Genomic DNA, 16,146 nt, shown 5'->3' on the forward strand with positions numbered 1-16,146 from the left:
CAAAACCCCAAAACAGGGGGCCCCCCAAACACACACACCCCACCCCACACCCCCCCCCGCCCCCGGGCCCCCCCCCGGGGGGGGGCCCACCCGGCGGGGGGGCGCCCCCCCCCCGGGGGCCCCCCCCCGACGGCAAAAATGTTAGCGATAACACTTGCCCGGGAGAAGATCGTGATGAACAGAAGAAGTATCCGGCCCCGGATCGCCGCACTCGCCGCCGCGGCGACGGTCGCGGCGGCGTCGGCGGTGACGCTGGGCGCGAACTCGGCCCTGGCCGACGTCACCGGCGCCCTGCACGGCGCCGGTTCGGGTCGCTGCCTGGATGTCCCGAACGCCACCCAAACCGACGGCACCCTCCTGCAGATCTACGACTGCTCGGGCGGCGCGGGCCAGCAATGGACGTCGACCGCCGCCGGCGAGCTGAGAGTGTTCGGCAGCAAGTGCCTGGACGTGCCCGGCGGCGCGACCACCGGCACCCGGGTCCAGATCTGGACCTGCCACGGCGGAGCCAACCAGCAGTGGCGGCTGAACTCCGACGGCACGGTGGCCGGGGTCCAGTCCGGGCTCTGTCTCGACGTCACCGGCGCCGGCACGGCCAACGGCACCGCGGTGGAACTCTGGACGTGCCACGGCGGCGGCAACCAGAAGTGGACGGGCCTGTCGACGACCCCGACGACCCCGACCACGACCACGACCGGTGGGGGCAGCAGTTGCGCACTCCCGTCGTCCTACCGCTGGTCCTCGACCGGGGTGCTGGCGACGCCCAAGAACGGGTGGGTCTCGCTCAAGGACTTCACCAATGTCGTCTACAACGGCAAGCACCTCGTCTACGCGTCCAACGTCTCGGGCTCGTCCTACGGCTCGATGGCCTTCAGCCCGTTCACGAACTGGTCGGACATGGCCTCGGCGGGCCAGACGGGGATGAATCAGGCCGCGGTGGCGCCCACGCTGTTCTACTTCGCGCCGAAGAACATTTGGGTGCTGGCCTACCAATGGGGTGCCTGGCCGTTCATCTACCGCACATCGAGCGACCCGACCAATCCCAACGGGTGGTCGGCGCCGCAGCCGCTGTTCACGGGCAGCATTTCCGGTTCCGGGACCGGGCCGATCGATCAGACGTTGATCGCGGACGGTTCGAGCATGTATCTGTTCTTCGCCGGGGACAACGGCAAGATCTACCGGGCGAGCATGCCGATCGGGAACTTCCCGGGCAGCTTCGGCTCGTCGTACACGACGATCATGAGCGACACGCAGGCGAACTTGTTCGAGGCGGTCCAGGTGTACAAAGTCCAGGGCCAGAGCCAGTACCTGATGATCGTCGAGGCGATGGGCGCGAACGGGCGCTACTTCCGCTCGTTCACCGCGAGCAGCCTGAGCGGTTCGTGGACCCCGCAGGCCGCCGGCGAAAGCAACCCGTTCGCGGGCAAGGCCAACAGCGGCGCGAGCTGGACCAACGACATCAGTCACGGTGACCTGGTCCGCGCCAACCCGGACCAGACCATGACCGTCGACCCGTGCAACCTGCAGTTGCTCTATCAGGGCAAGTCGCCCAACGCCGGCGGTCCGTACGACCAGCTGCCGTGGCGGCCGGGTGTCCTGACGCTGCAGCGCTGACCGGCACCGCTCCGGGGAGGAATCCCAGCCGTCCGCCGGCTGGGGTTCCGCTCCGGCGGCCTCACTTCAGGGCCATTCCCGGGACCCGGGCGCGGATCGCGTCCATGGTCGCCTCGTCCGAGACGCCCTGCCAGTCGTACCGCGGCGTGTAGGGAGCGGTGAGGGCGCGGACGTCCTCGTCGGTGAGCTCGACGTCCAGCGACGCGACCGCGTCGTCGATCTGCTCGACCGACCCGGCGCCGACCAGCGGGGCGGTCACCACGGACTGACGGTGCAGCCAGGCCAGGGCGACGGACGCGCGGCTCACGCCGTGCTCGGCGGCGACTTTCCCGACCGCGTCGATGATGGCGTGGTTCGACGCCTCCTGCTCGGGCGAGTAGAGCGCGTCGGCGTAGGCGCCGTCGGTGCCGGAGCGTGCGGTCGACTTCGCGTCGTCCCACGCGCGCGCCAGGCGGCCGCGGGCCAGGGGGCTCCAGATGATCGTGCCGACCCCCTCGTCCAGGCAAAGCGGGATCATCTCGCGCTCTTCCTCGCGGGCGAGCAGGTTGTAGTGGTCCTGCATGGACACGAACCGGGCCCAGCCGTGCTGCTTCTGCAGGTGCAGCGCCTTGGCGAACTCCCAAGCGAACATCGACGACGCACCCAGGTAACGCACCTTGCCCGCCTTGACCAGGTCGTGCAGCGCCTCGAGGGTCTCCTCCAGCGGCGTCGCGTGGTCGTTGCGGTGGACCTGGTAGAGGTCGATGTAGTCGGTGCCGAGCCGCCGCAGGGAATGGTCGACCTCGGTCATGATCGCCTTGCGGGACAGTCCCTTCCCGTTGGGGCCGGGCCGCATCGGGTGCCGCAGCTTGGTGGCGATCACCACGTCGTCGCGGTCGGCGAAGTCCTTCAGCGCGCGCCCGAGGATCTCCTCGCTGGAGCCGTTCGAGTACATGTTCGCGGTATCGAAGAAGTTGATGCCCGCGTCCAGGGCGTGCTTGATCAGCGGACGGGACCGGTCTTCGCCCAGGGACCAGACGGGGTGGCCGCGATCGGGTTCACCGTAGGTCATCGCGCCGATGGCGATGGGCGAGACGTCGAGGCCGGTGGTGCCGAGCTTCACATAGCGCATGAGGGTCTCCTGGGGACACGAACACGCGGAGAGTTCTCCGCAAGTGCCACCAAACTAGCGGAGAGTTCTCCGCATGTCAAAGCGTGCGGCATCATCGAGGCATGACCGACCAGACGCCGGGCACCTACGGCACGCAGCGCATGGCCGCCGCGCGCAACCGTGTCGCGATCATCGAAGCCGCCCACGACCTGTTCGCGGACGATCCGCTCGTGCCGCTGAACGACGTCGCCAAGCGCGCCGGTGTCGGCGCCGGAACGCTGTACCGCCACTTCCCCACCCGGCAGGACCTGATCCTCGCGACCTACCAGCACGACATCGAGCGCCTGACCACCACCGCCGAGGAGGTGCTGACCCGGCATTCCTCGGCCAAGGCCGCGTTCGTCGAATGGTTCGAGACCCTCTCGGCCTACATCCGCGTCAAGCACGGCCTCGGCGACGCGCTGCACGGCGCCGCGGCCCAGGACGTGGTCAGCGCCTCCTGGGCTCCGGCCACCGCGGCGGTCGCGAAGCTGGTCGACGCGTGCGTCGCGGAGGGCACCATCGCCCCCGGGCACGATCCGGCGGACATCATCCTGCTGATGAGCTTCTTGTGGCGCGTCGCGAACGACGCCGAGGGCGCCGCCCAGGGACGGCGGTTGATCGCCGCTGTGTTCTCCGGCCTGCAAGCGGCACCCCGGCCGCTCTGAACGTGCCGGTCGCCGGCAGCGGGAACGCCTGGTCCACGATCTGCGGGGCGCAGCTTCCCCCGGTCCTCTGCCGGGATCTCACGCCGCCGTCATGAGGACGGCCGGGCGTGGTGGGCGGCGAGGTAGCCGAAGACCAGGCCCGCTCCGATCTGGCACCCGGCGCCCGGGTACTCGGAGGCGGTCATCGACGCGGCGTCGTTACCGCACGCGTAGAGCCGCGAGATCGGCTCACCACGGCCGTCGAGGACTTCGGCGTCGACGCTGGTGCGCAAGCCCAAGGCCGTCGCCAGCGGGGTCGGGACCACCGCGATCGCGTAATACGGCGGTCTCTCGACGGTACCGAGGTTCGCGTGGGGACGATGAGCCGGATCACCGTATTGGCGGCCGTACGGGCTCTGTCCCTTTCCGAACTCGTCGACGCCGTCGCGTGCCGCCCGATTCGCCGCGGCGACCGTCTCCGCCAGTCCGGCGGGGTCGACGCCGATCGCTCGCGCCAGCTCCGCCGGTGTCTGTCCACTGTGGAGATATCCGTCGCCGAGGTGCCGGCGGAGCACCGCCGGGCGGGCGTGCGGGCGGATCAACCCCAGTCCGTAGCGCTTCAGCGTGTCCGCGTCGAGCACCAGCCACGCCGGGATCGCGTCCTGCCCGGCGTACATCGCCCGGGTGAAGCGGTGGTAGGACACCGACTCGTCCACGAACCGGCGGCCCGCGGCGTTCACCGCCACGATGCCGGGCTTCGCGCGGTCCCAGATGTGCGGGAAGACCGCCGTGGACCCGTCCTTCCGGCGGCCGATCGAACTCGGGAACCACAACGCGTTGTCGTCGCGGGGTTCGGCCAGCGCGGCGCCGACGGACCGGGCCAAGGCGAACGTGTCGCCGGTGGCGCCTTCGGCCGCCGGGGTGAACTGCGGTACCGGCGAGGGCAGGTACTCGGCACGCAGTTCCGGGCTCGCCGAGAATCCGCCGCCCGCCAGGACGACCCCGCGGCGGGCGGCGATGCGCACCGTCCGTCCGCGGTGGGACACGACAGCGCCCGTCACGCCGCCGGCGTCGTCGGTCCGCAGTTCCGTGGTGCGAGCGGTGAACCAGACCTCGCCGCCTCGGCGGACGAGCTGGTCGCAGAGGGCGGCGACGAGCGCGTTGCCCATCGTCAGGCGGGTCCCGCGCCGGTGGCTCAGGCGGTCACGCGCCCAGCGCGCGCCGAGGCGGAGCGCCACGGCCATACCGCGCACCGACCCGTCGAACACCTTCAGCAGCTGGTCGGCCTCGCGCCGGCGGAGCATGAGAGTCCCGCCGAACAGCGCGAACTCCCGCACCGGCCAGCGGACGCGGTCGAAGCGCCACCGGCCCAGCCGGCGTCCGTCGAACACGCGTGGCTCGAGCGCCCGGCCGATTCCGGCGCCGGGCAGTTCCGGGTGGTAATCGACCACGCTCGCCGAGTGCCAGAAGCCGATGCCGAGCCGTTCGAGGTGGTCGATCACCTCCGGCCCGTGCCGCAGATAAGCCTCCCGCAGGTCCCGCGGCGCACGGTCGCCGACGAGCGCGTCGAGGTACCGGCGGGCCGCTTCGGTGTCGGCGACCGGGTCGGCCTGGTGCCGGTGCCCGGGGATCCAGCAGGTGCCCGCCGAGTAGGCGCTGGTTCCGCCGAGCCACTCCGTCTTTTCCAGCACCAGCACGGAAAAGCCCTCGGCGGCCGCGACGACGGCCGCCGCCAGGCCGGCCGCGCCGGACCCGAGGACGAGCAGGTCGGTCTCGTGTTCCGCGGTGGTCACGACCCGGCCGGGAGCGCCGTCGGCAGGATCGACGTCGGCATCGGCCCCTTGTTGCGCCGGCCCTGCGTCGTCTCTTCCCAGGCGTGGGCGAGGATCCCGACGCTGCGGCTCAGCACGAACAGCCCGCGCGCCAAGGGCGCCGGAAAGCCCAGCTCGGCGTAGATCACCGCGGTGGCGCCGTCGATGTTCATCGGCACGGGCTTGGCCCGCCCTCGGTTCAGCGACGCTTCGACGGCGAGCGCGGCACGCAGGAACTTCCCCTCGACGACTCCGTCGGCGACGGCCTCGTCCACCAGCGCCAGCAGGGGGTCGCGGCGCGGATCGCGCGGGTGGAAACGGTGACCGAAACCGGGCACATAACGGCTGTGCTCACGGAACTCCGCCACGACGGCCTCGGTGGCGGCCTCCAGCGGATCCCCGGCGGCCTCGCGCTCGACGATCGCCGACAGCAGCTCCACGCACTGCTGCCCGGCACCGCCGTGGGAGTCACCCAGCGCGTTCACCCCGGACGCCATCGCGTTGTTGAGGCCGACCCCGCAGGTCGCGGTCATCCGGGCGATCGCGATGGACGGGGCCTGCGGACCGTGGTCGACCGACGCGACCATCGCGGCTTCGAGCAGCGCGGCCTCCCGGGGATGCGGACTCGATCCCCGCACCATCAACCAGATCGTGGCGACGAAGCCGTGGGAGCCGATCAGCTCCTGCACGGGCTTGCCGCGCAGTTCGACGACGCCGGGTGCCATCCGGCAGATCGCGGTGGCCCACCAGTCCGCGACGTCGCCCACGGTTGCTTCGTCAGCCATCTCAGTCCTTGTCCGCGGGGGCGAGCGACGGTTCCGGTGCCGGCCGGGGAATGGCGGTGCCGGTGTTCCACCGGCGAGCGAGCTCGACCGCTTCGTCGTTGTGTTCCCCGAGCAGCGGCGGTCGCGCACTCGGCCGCAGCGGCTCGCCGTCGAGCAGGACGCCGTTGCCGCTGGCACGCAAGGTCCGTTCGGCCTGGCCGGGGAACGGCAGCTCCGTGAAGAACCCGCGGTGCGTGAGCTGTTCGGACTCGATCGCTTGCGGCACCGTGAGGATCCTGGCCGCCGGAACGCCCGCGTCGGAAAGCAGGCGCTCCCATTCCAGAGCGGGCCGGGCGCCCAAGGCCTGGTTCAGCTCCGCGTCGAGATCCGCGCGGTGGGCCTTGCGGTCTTCCCGGTCGGCGAACCGGGCATCCGTGATCAGGTCGGGCCGTCCCACCAGCGTGCACAAGGTGGTGAACTGCTCCTGCCGGTTCGCCGCGATGTTCAGCGGCCCGTCCGCGGCGAAGAACGTGCCCGAGGGTGCGGCGGTGGCGTTGTCCCGGCCCATCGGCACCGGCGCGACACCGCTGATGACGTAGTTCGACACCGCCCAGCCCATGGCCGAAATGGACGCTTCGAGCATCGACAGGTCCAGGAAACACCCTTCGCCCGAGCGGTCCCGGCCGACCAGGGCCGCCGAGATCGCGAGGGCGGCCATCAGGCCGCCGACGGTGTCCGAGACCGGGAACCCCACGCGCAGCGGCGCGGTTTCGGGCGTTCCGGTCACGCTCATCATGCCCGAGAGGCCTTGGATGATCTGGTCGTACGCCGGCGCCTGGCTCATCGGGCCGCTCTGGCCGAACCCCGAGATGGCGCAGTACACCAACCCGGAATTGAGGGCCCGCAAGCGTTTCCAGCCGAACCCGAGGCGGTCGAGCACGCCCGCCCGGTAGTTTTCGAGGACGACGTCCGCGCCGCGGACCAGGTCCTCGAACAGCGCTCGTTGCCCACCGTCCTTGAGGTTCAGCTCGATCGACTTCTTGCCGGCGTTCTGCGCCAGGAACGACGTGCCGATCCCGGCCCGGTTCAGGACCGCGTCCGGCCCCAGGTTCCGGGCGAGGTCGCCCGACCCCGGCAGCTCGACCTTGACCACCTCGGCACCGAACAGCATCAGCTGGTAACTGCAGTACGGTCCGGCGAGGACGTTGGTCAGGTCGAGCACCCGGATACCGCGAAGCGGTCTTTTCGTCATTCCCTCTCCTTGCACCAGACGACGAGCCCCGGCCGGAGTCAGCCGGCGAACGGATGGTCGAAGCCCCGCTCGCTCATCCGCGAAGCGGACTCGAGGAGGTCGGCGACGAACTCGGCGATCCGGTCTTCGGAGAATCGGACGGTGGGGCCGCTCAGCGACAACGCGGCGGCGACGGAACCGCTCTTGCCGAGCACGGGAACCGCCACGGCCGACAGGCCCGCCTCGCGTTCGCCGTGACTCACCGCGTACCCCTGGTCGGCCGCTTCGGACAGTCCTTTGTGGATACTGTCGGTCTGGTCGACGCCACCGGGGGAACTGCGCGCGATCCGCTTCAGCAAAGCAGGAGAAGCGTCGCGGAGCAAGACTTTCGACGAAGCACCGCCCCACAGCGGAAGTTCGTCACCGACCCGCACGACGTGCCGAAGCGGCTGCGGGCTTTCCTGCTGGGCCACGCAAACCCGGTACATGTCCCGCCGGACGTAGAGGTTCACCGTCTCCCGCTGACGATCGCCGAGCTCGCGCATCAGCTGCATCATCTCCGCCGGCAGTTCCCAGCTCTGCCGGGCGAGGTGCGCCCACCGCCACAGCCCGGGTCCGGCCATGTAGCCCTTGCTGGTCGACCACAGCAGGCCGTTCAGCTCCAGCGTCTGGGCCAGCCGGATCGCCGTCGTCTTCGCGAGACCGGTCGCTTTCACGATGTCGGAGATCGTCACGGCGGGCCGCTCGTCGGTCAGCAACCCGAGGATGTCCAACGCGCGCTGGACGCTTCGCACGCCCCCTTCGCCGGGTGAGCCCTCTCGTTCGTCGGCACCGTCGTCCTTCATCTCTGCCTACCCCTTCGTTCCGTTGCGGGTCCCCGGCCGGCGGACCAGTTCACAACGAGTTCGGATCCCTCTCTTGCCACCGGTGGGCGGCTGACCGTACGTTACACGGAGTCCGCAGAGCGGTCCAGATGTGCCGTTTGATGGTTCACAAGGGAGTGTGGCGGTGCTGGAGCAGATCCTCGAAGCCGCGAAATCCGATACCCCGGCCGAGGCCGCCGCGTTCGTCGCCGGGCAGTGGTCCCGCGCCGGATCGCCGGCCGAGCGCATCGGCCCCTACCAGCGAAAAGTGGTCACCACGTCGTTCACCGCGGACGATGACCAAGTTGCCCACGCGGTCCGCTACGCCGCCGAGTCCGCGCCCGCCGTCGCGCGGCTGGCGCCGGCCACCCGCGCGGCGATCCTGGAGCGCGCCGCGCGGCTGGCCGAAGACCACCGGGACGACATCGCCCGGCTCATCGCCCTCGAACTCGGGAAGCCGCTCAAGGACGGGCGAGGCGAGCTCGACCGGGTCGCCGACACCTTCGCCGTCTGCGCCGCGGAAACCCGCCGCATCGGCGGCGAGAACCTGCCGGTCGCCGGCTGGGCGCGCGGGACCGGGAACACGGCGCTGACCTACCGCGCCCCGGCCGGGGTGGCCTTGGCGATCACCCCGTTCAACGCCCCCGCGAACCTGCTCGCCCACAAGCTGGGCGCCTCCTTCGCCGCGGGCAACACCACGCTCGTCAAGGCCCCACCGCAGGCGCCGGCCACGACCGCCGCCGTCGTCGCGCTCCTGCTCGAAGCGGGCATGCCACCGGAAGCGGTCCAGCTGCTGCACGGCGGCGGAGACGTCGGCGCCGCACTCTGCGCGGCCCGCGAAGTCGCCGTCATCAGCTTCACCGGCAGCGCCGAAACCGGCAACGCGGTCGCCCGGGCCGCCGGAGCGAAGCGGCTGGTCCTCGAACTGGGCGGCAACGCCGCGACACTCGTGTGCGCGGACGCCGACCTCGCGCTCGCCGCGCGGACCTGCGCGCGCACCGGCTACAGCAACTCCGGCCAGAGCTGCATCTCCGTCCAGCGGGTCTACGTGCACCGCAGCCGGTTCGACGACTTCCTCGCCGCCTTCCGCACCGAGGTCGAAGGCCTGAAGGTCGGCGACCCGCTCGACCCGGCCACCGATATCGGCTCGATGGTCGACGACGAGGCCGCGGCCCGCGTCGAGAAGTGGACCGCCGAGGCGGCGGCCGGGGGCGCGCGGGTGCTGCTGGGCGGGACTCGTGACGGGGCGACGCTGCGGCCCACGATCGTCGCCGACCCCGCGCCGGACGCGACAGTTGTCGTCGAGGAGGTCTTCGGCGCGCTGGTCGCCGTGCTGCCCTTCGACGACCTCGGCACCGTCATCGCCTCGTGCAACGCCAGCCGGTTCGGGCTCCAGGCCGGGATCTTCACCCAGGACGTCGCCGCGATCTTCACCGCCTGGCGGGACCTGCAGGTCGGCGGCCTGATCGTCAACGGGTCGTCCAACTTCCGGCTCGACCACGTGCCCTTCGGCGGGGTCAAGGACTCCGGCTTCGGCCGCGAATCCCCCGGCCCCATGATCGACGACTACACCGTCGTCAAGACCCTCGTGCTGCGCGGCCTGTCGATCTGGGGCGAGCAGTGACCGGAACCGCCGAGCGACCGAGGAGTTCGACCTCGATGACCCACCCCGCCGCGACCATCACCGCCGCCGAAGCGCTCGTCCGCCAGCTGGAGTCCTACGGCGTCGAGTACGTCTTCGGCCTGTGCGGGCACACGAACATCGCGTTCCTGGACGCCTTGGGCCGCAGCCGCATCGACTTCGTGATGGCCCGCCACGAGCAGGCCGCCGCCCACGCCGCCGACGGCTATGCCCGCGCCACCGGCAAGCCCGGCGTCCTGCTGGTGCACGTCGGCCCCGGCATGATGAACGCGGTCACCGGCGTGGCCACCGCGGCGTTCGACTCGGTGCCGCTGATCACCATCTCCGGCGACATCCCGTCCTACTTCCACGGCCGGCACCCGCACCAGGAAGTCAACCTGCACGCCGACGCCGACCAGACCGCCATCTACCGCCCGTTCGTCAAGCGGGCCTGGCAGGTGCACCGCGCCGAGGACCTCGCCCGGTTCACCGAGCGCGCGTTCTGGACGGCGACCTCGGGCCGTCCGGGCGCCGTGCTGCTCAGCGTCCCGATGGACCACTTCTCCCGCGAAGTCCCGCTCGTCGAATACCCGCTCGTCGCACACACGGCGAAGCCCGCGCTGTCGGACGCCGACGCCCACCGGATCGCGCAGGTCCTGGCCGGTGCCGAACGCCCGCTCGTCTACCTCGGCGGCGGCCTCCGCTCACCGGAAGGACGGGCCGCGCTGCTCGAACTGGTCGAGCACCTGGACATCCCGGTGGCGCACTCCCTGATGGCCAAGGGCACCCTGCCCGACCGCCACCCCCTCGTGATGGGCATGACCGGGTTCTGGGGGCTCGAGCTGACCAACGAGTACACCCGCAAGGCCGACGTCGTCCTGGCGCTGGCGACGCGGTTCGCCGAGACCGACGCCAGTTCGTGGAACTCGGAGTACACCTGGGCGTTCCCGCCGGGCCGGCTGATCCAGGTCGACCTCGACGCGGCCGAGATCGGCCGCAACTACCCCGTCGAGATCGGCGCGGTCGCCGACGTGAACCACGCGGTGCCGGCGATCACCGCCGCCGTCAAGGGCTTGGTGGCCGAGCCCGTCGAGCGGTCCGACGTCCGCGAGCAGATCGGCACGGTCCGCGCCGAGCTGTTCGCCGCGAGCCAGGAACGCGGCCGCAGCACCGATTTCCCGCTGCGGCCCGAGCGGATCCTGGAAGACCTGCGCACCACGCTGCCCGCGGACGCCGTGCTGGTCACCGACGTCGGGTGGAACAAGAACGGCGTGGCCCAGTGCTACGAGCTGCCCGAAGAGGGGCGGTTCATCACCCCCGGTGGCGCGTCCACGATGGGCTTCGGCCCGGCGGCCGCGGTCGGCGTGCAGCTGGCCCAGCCCGACCGCGTCGTCGTCGCGCTGGTCGGCGACGGCGGGATGAGCGCCCAGCTGCCCGCCGTGCCGCTGGCCGTCGAGCGGGGACTGCCCGTGCTGTTCGTGGTGATGAACAACAAAGCGCACGGCACCATCGCGGACCTGCAGGCCCACAACTTCGGCCGGAGCTTCGGCTGCGAGTTCCGCGACCGCGACGGCAACCCCTTCTCCCCCGACTTCGCCGCCTTCGGCCGGTCCTGCGGCGCCGACGGCTACACCGTCGAAAGCCCGGACGGCTTCAGAACCGCACTGCGCGAGGCGATCGCGAACCGGCGCCCGGCCGTGCTCGACGTCCCCATGGTCAACGAGCCGGTGCCGACGCCAGGGCACTGGAACATCAACGACATCTACCAAGGCGTCTTCGAATGATCCCCGCCACCGCACACAACGGAGTGTCCCCCATGAACCGACCCGGAATCAGACTGCTCCTCGCGTCGATGACCGTGCTCGCCGCGGCCGCCTGCAGCGCACCCGGCGGCTCGTCGCCGTCCACATCGGACAGCAGCGGCCCGATCAAGATCGCGGTGGTGAACGCGCAGAGCGGCCAGCTCAGCTCGCTCGGCGCGTGGGAGTACAAGGGCGCGAAGCTGGCCGTGGACCAGTGGAACGCCAAGGGCGGCGTGAACGGCCGCAAGATCCAGCTCGACGTCTTCGACGACGCCGGCGACCCGACCGTGGGCACCAACCTGGCGCGCAAGATCGCCAGCGAGGGCTACCTCGCGATGATCGGCACCGCCGAGAGCGCGGTCACCGTGGCGATGGCGCCCGTCCTGCAGCAGTCGAAGATCCCGAGCATCACCTCCGGGCAGTCGCCGGCCATCATCGCGGTGAAGAGCCCGTTCCAGTTCCTCAACGGGCCGACGAGCACGACCTACGACGAGACGCTCGGCAAGTACCTGGTGGACCAGAAGGGCCAGAAGAACATCGCGTTCATCACGAACAACGGCTCCTACGGCAAGGGTGAGCACGACGCGTTCGGCAAGGTGCTCGCCGGTCGCGGGGTCACGCCGGTCGACGACCAGGTCGTCACCACCGACCAGAAGGACTTCAGCGCCGCGCTGACCTCCATCCGCCAGAAGAACCCGCAGGTGCTGTTCGTCGGGACCGAGGAGGTCGAGGCGGGGCTCATCGTCAAGCAGGCCCGCGAGCTGGGCATCACCGCGACCATCGCCGGCGCCGCTCCGATGGGCACGACGGTGTACCTCACCACGGCCGGCGCGAGCAACGCCGAAGGCACGGTCGTGAGCAGCCCGTACCTCAGCAACGAAACCAGCGACGCGGCCCGCCAGTTCGCCCAGGCGTACAAGGCGGCGTACAACGAAGACGCGGAACTGCACGGGGCCAAGGCCTACGACGGCACCAGCATCTTCCTCACCGCGCTGAAGACGTCGAACGGCGCCACCGGCCAGCAGCTGGCCGACGCCATCCGCGGCACGAAGTACCCCGGACTGCTCGGGAACTTCACGTTCGACCAAACCGGTGTCGGCATCCACGCCACGTCGATCGGTGTCATCACCGGCGGCAAGCTCGTCGCGGCTCCCGCCAGCTGATCCGCCTCCAGGGGGCCGCGCCGCCGGAGTGCGGCCCCCTGCCGGTGAAAGGACCCCTCATGCAAGTTCTGCTCCAGACGCTCGTCGGCGGGCTCAGCTTCGGAGCCGTCTACGCCCTCGTCGCGATGGGCTTCTCGATCGTCTACCGCACCATGGGCCTGGTGAACTTCGCCCACGGCCAGGTGGTCATGGTCGGCGCTTACGCGGCATCGACCTTCTACATGTCCTCACGGCTCCCGTTCATCCTCGCCATCGTCGTCGCCATGGTGGTCACCGGGCTCATCGCGCTGGTCATGGAGCGCGTGCTGCGCCCGCTGGAGAACAAGGACTTCGACCTGATGCTGATCGGCACGATCGGCTTCGGGGTGGTGCTGGAGGCGCTCGCCACGATCATCTGGGGTGCCACCGGGCACGCGGTCCCGACGCCGGTCGACTCAGGGCCGCTGGATCTCTTCGGCGTGCGCGTCCGCACCTACAACCTCGTGGTGCTCGGCATCGCCGCCGTCGCCACGGTGCTGCTCCTGCTGTTCCTGCAGCGCACCAAGCGCGGGGCCGCCATGCAGGCGGTGGCCATGGACCACGAAGCCGCGACGGCCGTCGGCATCCACGTCGGACGCAGCAACGCCATCGCGTTCGCGATCGGCGCGGGCCTGGCCGCCCTCGCCGGCGGGCTGGTCGGCCCGCTGCTCTACGTCAGCCCCACCCTCGGCGGCACGCTGGGCATCAAGGGCTTCGCCGCGGCCATCCTCGGCGGCTTCGGCAACATCGGCGGCGCCATCGCGGGCGGGCTCGCCATCGGCTTGCTCGACTCGTACGCCTCCGGCCAGTTCCAGGGCTATTCGGACCTGGTGGTGTTCCTCGCCTTCACGGTCATCATCATGATCCGGCCGACCGGGTTCTTCGGCGAACGGACGGTGAACCGGGCATGAGCCTCCTGCGCACCAGACCGGCCGCGATCAAGGTGCTCGCGGCCGCCGCGATCGCCGTCGCCGCCTGGTTCCTGCCCTACGGCCTGGACACCTACGGCATCCACGTCATCAACATCGCCGTGGTCTTCGCGCTGCTGGCCGTCGGCCTCGGCCTGGCCATGGGCGTGGCCGGGCAGATCAACCTCGCCCAGGTCGCGTTCTTCGGCATCGGCTCCTACGCCTTGGCGATCTTCACGACGAACTCGGGCCTCGGCTTCTGGGTCTCGGCCGTGCTCGCGATGCTCGCCACCGCGCTGGCCGGGCTCTTCGTCGGGATCCCGGCGTTGCGGGTCCAGTCGCACTACCTCGGCATCGTCACCCTCGGACTCGCCCTGGCCTTCACCAACTGGGTCACCAACGCCCAGGTCGCCGGCGGCGCGTCGGGCATCAACGGGATCCCGGCCCCGCCGGCGTTCGGGATCGACCTGACCAACGAGTACCTGTACTACTACTTCGAGCTGATCGTCTTCGCGCTCGCCATCGGGTTCGCGCTCTTCCTCGTCCGCACCGCGCTCGGCCGGCGGTTGCGGGCGATGCGCGACGACTCGCTGGCCGCGGGCGCGGTCGGCGCTCCCGTGCCCCTGCTGCGCATGACGGCGTTCCTCGCCGCGAGCGTCTACGGTGGCGCGGCCGGGATCCTCTACGCCGGGCTGATCCACTACATCGCGCCCGAGTCCTTCAGCGTGGCCAACATGTTCCTGCTGCTCGCGATGGTCATCATCGGCGGCCGGCAGAGCATCATCGGCTGCGTGATCGGCGCGATCGCGCTCGCGCTGGTGCGGGAGGCGCTGGTCGACTTCTCCATCTACGCGCAGCTGGGCTACGGCTCCGTCGTGGTGCTGATGGTCGTGTTCGCGCCCACCGGCCTGGCCGGGCTCCCCCAGCGGATCCGGACGGCGATCCGGCGACGGCGGCACCGGGCACCGGGGGCGCTCGCCGCGTTCCGGCCGTACGAGCCGGCCACGGAGGAGTCCGCGTCCGGCTCGCTGGAGATCTCGGGGATCAGCAAGCAGTTTCGCGGGCTGCGTGCCCTCGACGGCGTGACGCTGTCGGTCGAGCCCGGCGAGATCCGCGGCATCGTCGGGCCCAACGGCTCCGGCAAGACCACGCTGTTCAACGTGATCAGCGGGATCTACACCGCGAGCGGCGGCACGGCGACGTTCGACGGACGGCAGCTCGTCGGCCGGCGGCCGTACCAGCTCTCGCACCAGGGGATGTCGCGGACCTTCCAGAACCTGCGCCTGTTCGGGGAGATGACGGTCGAGGAGAACCTCCTGGTGGCCCTCGACCGCACCCCGATGCGGGCGGCGTGGCGGTACGTGGTGTGGCCGATCGGCATCTGGCAGCACGAACGCCGGCTCCGGCGGGCCTCGGCGGACCTGCTCGACCGCTTCGGCCTGACCGATTTCGCCGAGGCCGCGCCGCGTTCTCTCCCCTACGGCATCCAGCGGCGCGTCGAACTCGCCCGGGCCATGGCCGCCGAGCCCAGCCTGCTGCTCCTCGACGAGCCCGCGGCGGGCCTCAACGGGCAGGAGGTCGGGCAGCTGCAGGAGATCGTGCGGTCCATCCGCGACAGCGGCGTGACGGTGGTGCTGATCGAACACAACATGAGCCTGGTGATGTCCCTGTGCGACCGGGTCACGGTGCTGGCGAGCGGCCGGGTGATCGCCGAAGGCACCCCGGCGGAGGTCGCCGTGCGCCCCGAGGTGATCGAGGCCTACCTCGGCGACTCGTTCAGCACGGCCGAAGTCGTGGAAGCCGTGGAAACGGAGGCGTTGCCGTGAACCCCGAGACCCGAGGCGACCTGGTCGTGGAGGACCTCGCCGTGCACTACGGCGGGGTCCGGGCGGTCAACTCCGTGTCGTTCACCGTCGGGGCCGGCCGCTGCCTCGGCATCATCGGGGCGAACGGCGCCGGGAAGACGTCGACGTTGAAGGCGCTGATGGGGCTGGTGCCCCGCAAGGTCGGCACGTTCCGCCTCGGCGACCGGGACCTGACCAAGGTGAAGCCGAAGGACATGGTGCGCCACGGCATCGGTTACGTGCCGGAGGGCCGGCACGTGTTCACCGGCTTGACGGTGGAGAAGAACCTGCTGCTCGGCGCCTACCTGCGGTCGTGGAAGGGCAAAACGCGGGAGACGCTCCAAGAGGTCTACGAGATGTTCCCGGTGCTGGGCGAGATGCAGCACCGGCTGGCCGGGGCGCTGTCGGGCGGTCAGCAGCAGATGCTGGCCATCGGGCGCGCGCTGATGTCCGAGCCGAGGCTGGTGCTGCTGGACGAGCCGTCGATGGGCCTGTCCCCGAAGCTGGTCGAGGAGATCCTCGGCACGCTGCAGCGGCTGTCGGCTTCGGGGCTCGGGCTGCTGTTGGTGGAGCAGAACGCGAAGCTGACCTTCGAGGCGACGGAAACCTGCGTGGTCATGGAGAACGGGCGGATCGCGATGACCGGCAGCTCGGCCGAGCTGGCCCACGATCCGCTGGTCCGGCAGATCTACCTCGGACTCTGACGACCGCGTGCGAAACCCCCGGCCGGA

The 16,146-nt window shown here is 70.7% G+C and carries 13 protein-coding genes; 8 read left to right on the forward strand and 5 right to left on the reverse strand.

Features of this window, described 5'->3' with window-relative positions; genetic code table 11:
* Nucleotides 1–174 precede the first annotated feature (174 nt).
* On the forward strand, nt 175–1,614 hold the full coding sequence (locus AB0N03_RS43440) for a non-reducing end alpha-L-arabinofuranosidase family hydrolase (protein WP_364385593.1): 1,440 nt from the start codon (nt 175–177) through the stop codon (nt 1,612–1,614).
* A gap of 61 nt (nt 1,615–1,675) precedes the next feature.
* Here the strand turns inward: AB0N03_RS43440 and AB0N03_RS43445 are convergent, their stop codons facing one another.
* Nucleotides 1,676–2,725 carry an aldo/keto reductase gene (locus tag AB0N03_RS43445; RefSeq protein WP_364385596.1) on the reverse strand — a complete coding sequence of 350 codons (1,050 nt, stop codon included), beginning with the start codon at nt 2,723–2,725 and terminating at the stop codon, nt 1,676–1,678.
* Between the two features lie 101 nt (nt 2,726–2,826).
* Between AB0N03_RS43445 and AB0N03_RS43450 the strand changes: the two genes are divergently transcribed.
* Nucleotides 2,827–3,411 (forward strand): TetR/AcrR family transcriptional regulator, encoded by a 585-nt coding sequence (locus AB0N03_RS43450; protein WP_364385599.1) that lies wholly within the window; start codon nt 2,827–2,829, stop codon nt 3,409–3,411.
* 89 nt (nt 3,412–3,500) lie between these two features.
* On the opposite strand, the gene AB0N03_RS43455 is transcribed toward AB0N03_RS43450, so the two are convergent.
* The 4 genes from AB0N03_RS43455 to AB0N03_RS43470 are packed head-to-tail and all read right to left on the reverse strand — an operon-like array spanning nt 3,501 to nt 8,041.
* On the reverse strand, nt 3,501–5,183 hold the full coding sequence (locus tag AB0N03_RS43455; protein WP_364385602.1) for an FAD-dependent oxidoreductase: 1,683 nt from the start codon (nt 5,181–5,183) through the stop codon (nt 3,501–3,503).
* A complete protein-coding gene (locus AB0N03_RS43460; RefSeq protein WP_364385605.1) occupies nt 5,180–5,986 on the reverse strand; it encodes a citryl-CoA lyase in 807 nt (268 codons plus the stop codon). The genes AB0N03_RS43455 and AB0N03_RS43460 overlap by 4 nt, the downstream gene beginning before the upstream one ends.
* A 1-nt stretch (nt 5,987) precedes the next feature.
* Entirely contained in the window at nt 5,988–7,217 is a 1,230-nt protein-coding gene (locus AB0N03_RS43465) for a CoA transferase (RefSeq protein ID WP_364385608.1), read from the reverse strand.
* A 38-nt stretch (nt 7,218–7,255) separates the two neighbouring features.
* Nucleotides 7,256–8,041, reverse strand: coding sequence for an IclR family transcriptional regulator (locus tag AB0N03_RS43470; protein ID WP_364385611.1), 786 nt, complete (start codon nt 8,039–8,041; stop codon nt 7,256–7,258).
* A 163-nt stretch (nt 8,042–8,204) separates the two neighbouring features.
* Here AB0N03_RS43470 and AB0N03_RS43475 point away from each other — a divergent pair, with 163 nt between their 5' ends.
* The 6 genes from AB0N03_RS43475 to AB0N03_RS43500 are packed head-to-tail and all read left to right on the forward strand — an operon-like array spanning nt 8,205 to nt 16,119.
* Nucleotides 8,205–9,683 carry an aldehyde dehydrogenase family protein gene (locus AB0N03_RS43475; protein WP_364385614.1) on the forward strand — a complete coding sequence of 493 codons (1,479 nt, stop codon included), beginning with the start codon at nt 8,205–8,207 and terminating at the stop codon, nt 9,681–9,683.
* A 35-nt stretch (nt 9,684–9,718) separates the two neighbouring features.
* The gene (locus AB0N03_RS43480) at nt 9,719–11,464 is read left to right on the forward strand and encodes a thiamine pyrophosphate-binding protein (RefSeq protein WP_364385617.1); all 1,746 of its coding nucleotides are present in this window, start codon (nt 9,719–9,721) and stop codon (nt 11,462–11,464) included.
* A 32-nt stretch (nt 11,465–11,496) separates the two neighbouring features.
* Nucleotides 11,497–12,645 (forward strand): ABC transporter substrate-binding protein, encoded by a 1,149-nt coding sequence (locus AB0N03_RS43485; RefSeq protein ID WP_364385620.1) that lies wholly within the window; start codon nt 11,497–11,499, stop codon nt 12,643–12,645.
* 59 nt (nt 12,646–12,704) lie between these two features.
* Nucleotides 12,705–13,574: a branched-chain amino acid ABC transporter permease gene (locus tag AB0N03_RS43490; protein ID WP_364385622.1), complete on the forward strand. Its 870-nt coding sequence runs from the start codon at nt 12,705–12,707 to the stop codon at nt 13,572–13,574.
* Nucleotides 13,571–15,397 carry a branched-chain amino acid ABC transporter ATP-binding protein/permease gene (locus AB0N03_RS43495; RefSeq protein ID WP_364385625.1) on the forward strand — a complete coding sequence of 609 codons (1,827 nt, stop codon included), beginning with the start codon at nt 13,571–13,573 and terminating at the stop codon, nt 15,395–15,397. The genes AB0N03_RS43490 and AB0N03_RS43495 overlap by 4 nt, the downstream gene beginning before the upstream one ends.
* Nucleotides 15,394–16,119 carry an ABC transporter ATP-binding protein gene (locus tag AB0N03_RS43500; RefSeq protein WP_364385628.1) on the forward strand — a complete coding sequence of 242 codons (726 nt, stop codon included), beginning with the start codon at nt 15,394–15,396 and terminating at the stop codon, nt 16,117–16,119. The genes AB0N03_RS43495 and AB0N03_RS43500 overlap by 4 nt, the downstream gene beginning before the upstream one ends.
* Nucleotides 16,120–16,146: the final 27 nt, after the last annotated feature.

It is taken from the genome of Amycolatopsis sp. NPDC051061 (assembly GCF_040682935.1).
In the GTDB taxonomy this organism is placed as follows: domain Bacteria; phylum Actinomycetota; class Actinomycetes; order Mycobacteriales; family Pseudonocardiaceae; genus Amycolatopsis.

Coding starts and splice junctions, on each gene's coding strand:
- AB0N03_RS43440 (WP_364385593.1), top strand. CDS start 175: ATGAACAGAAGAAGTATCCGGCCCCGGATCGCCGCACTCGCCGCCGCG.
- AB0N03_RS43445 (WP_364385596.1), bottom strand. CDS start 2,725: ATGCGCTATGTGAAGCTCGGCACCACCGGCCTCGACGTCTCGCCCATC.
- AB0N03_RS43450 (WP_364385599.1), top strand. CDS start 2,827: ATGACCGACCAGACGCCGGGCACCTACGGCACGCAGCGCATGGCCGCC.
- AB0N03_RS43460 (WP_364385605.1), bottom strand. CDS start 5,986: ATGGCTGACGAAGCAACCGTGGGCGACGTCGCGGACTGGTGGGCCACC.
- AB0N03_RS43465 (WP_364385608.1), bottom strand. CDS start 7,217: ATGACGAAAAGACCGCTTCGCGGTATCCGGGTGCTCGACCTGACCAAC.
- AB0N03_RS43470 (WP_364385611.1), bottom strand. CDS start 8,041: ATGAAGGACGACGGTGCCGACGAACGAGAGGGCTCACCCGGCGAAGGG.
- AB0N03_RS43480 (WP_364385617.1), top strand. CDS start 9,719: ATGACCCACCCCGCCGCGACCATCACCGCCGCCGAAGCGCTCGTCCGC.
- AB0N03_RS43485 (WP_364385620.1), top strand. CDS start 11,497: ATGAACCGACCCGGAATCAGACTGCTCCTCGCGTCGATGACCGTGCTC.
- AB0N03_RS43490 (WP_364385622.1), top strand. CDS start 12,705: ATGCAAGTTCTGCTCCAGACGCTCGTCGGCGGGCTCAGCTTCGGAGCC.
- AB0N03_RS43495 (WP_364385625.1), top strand. CDS start 13,571: ATGAGCCTCCTGCGCACCAGACCGGCCGCGATCAAGGTGCTCGCGGCC.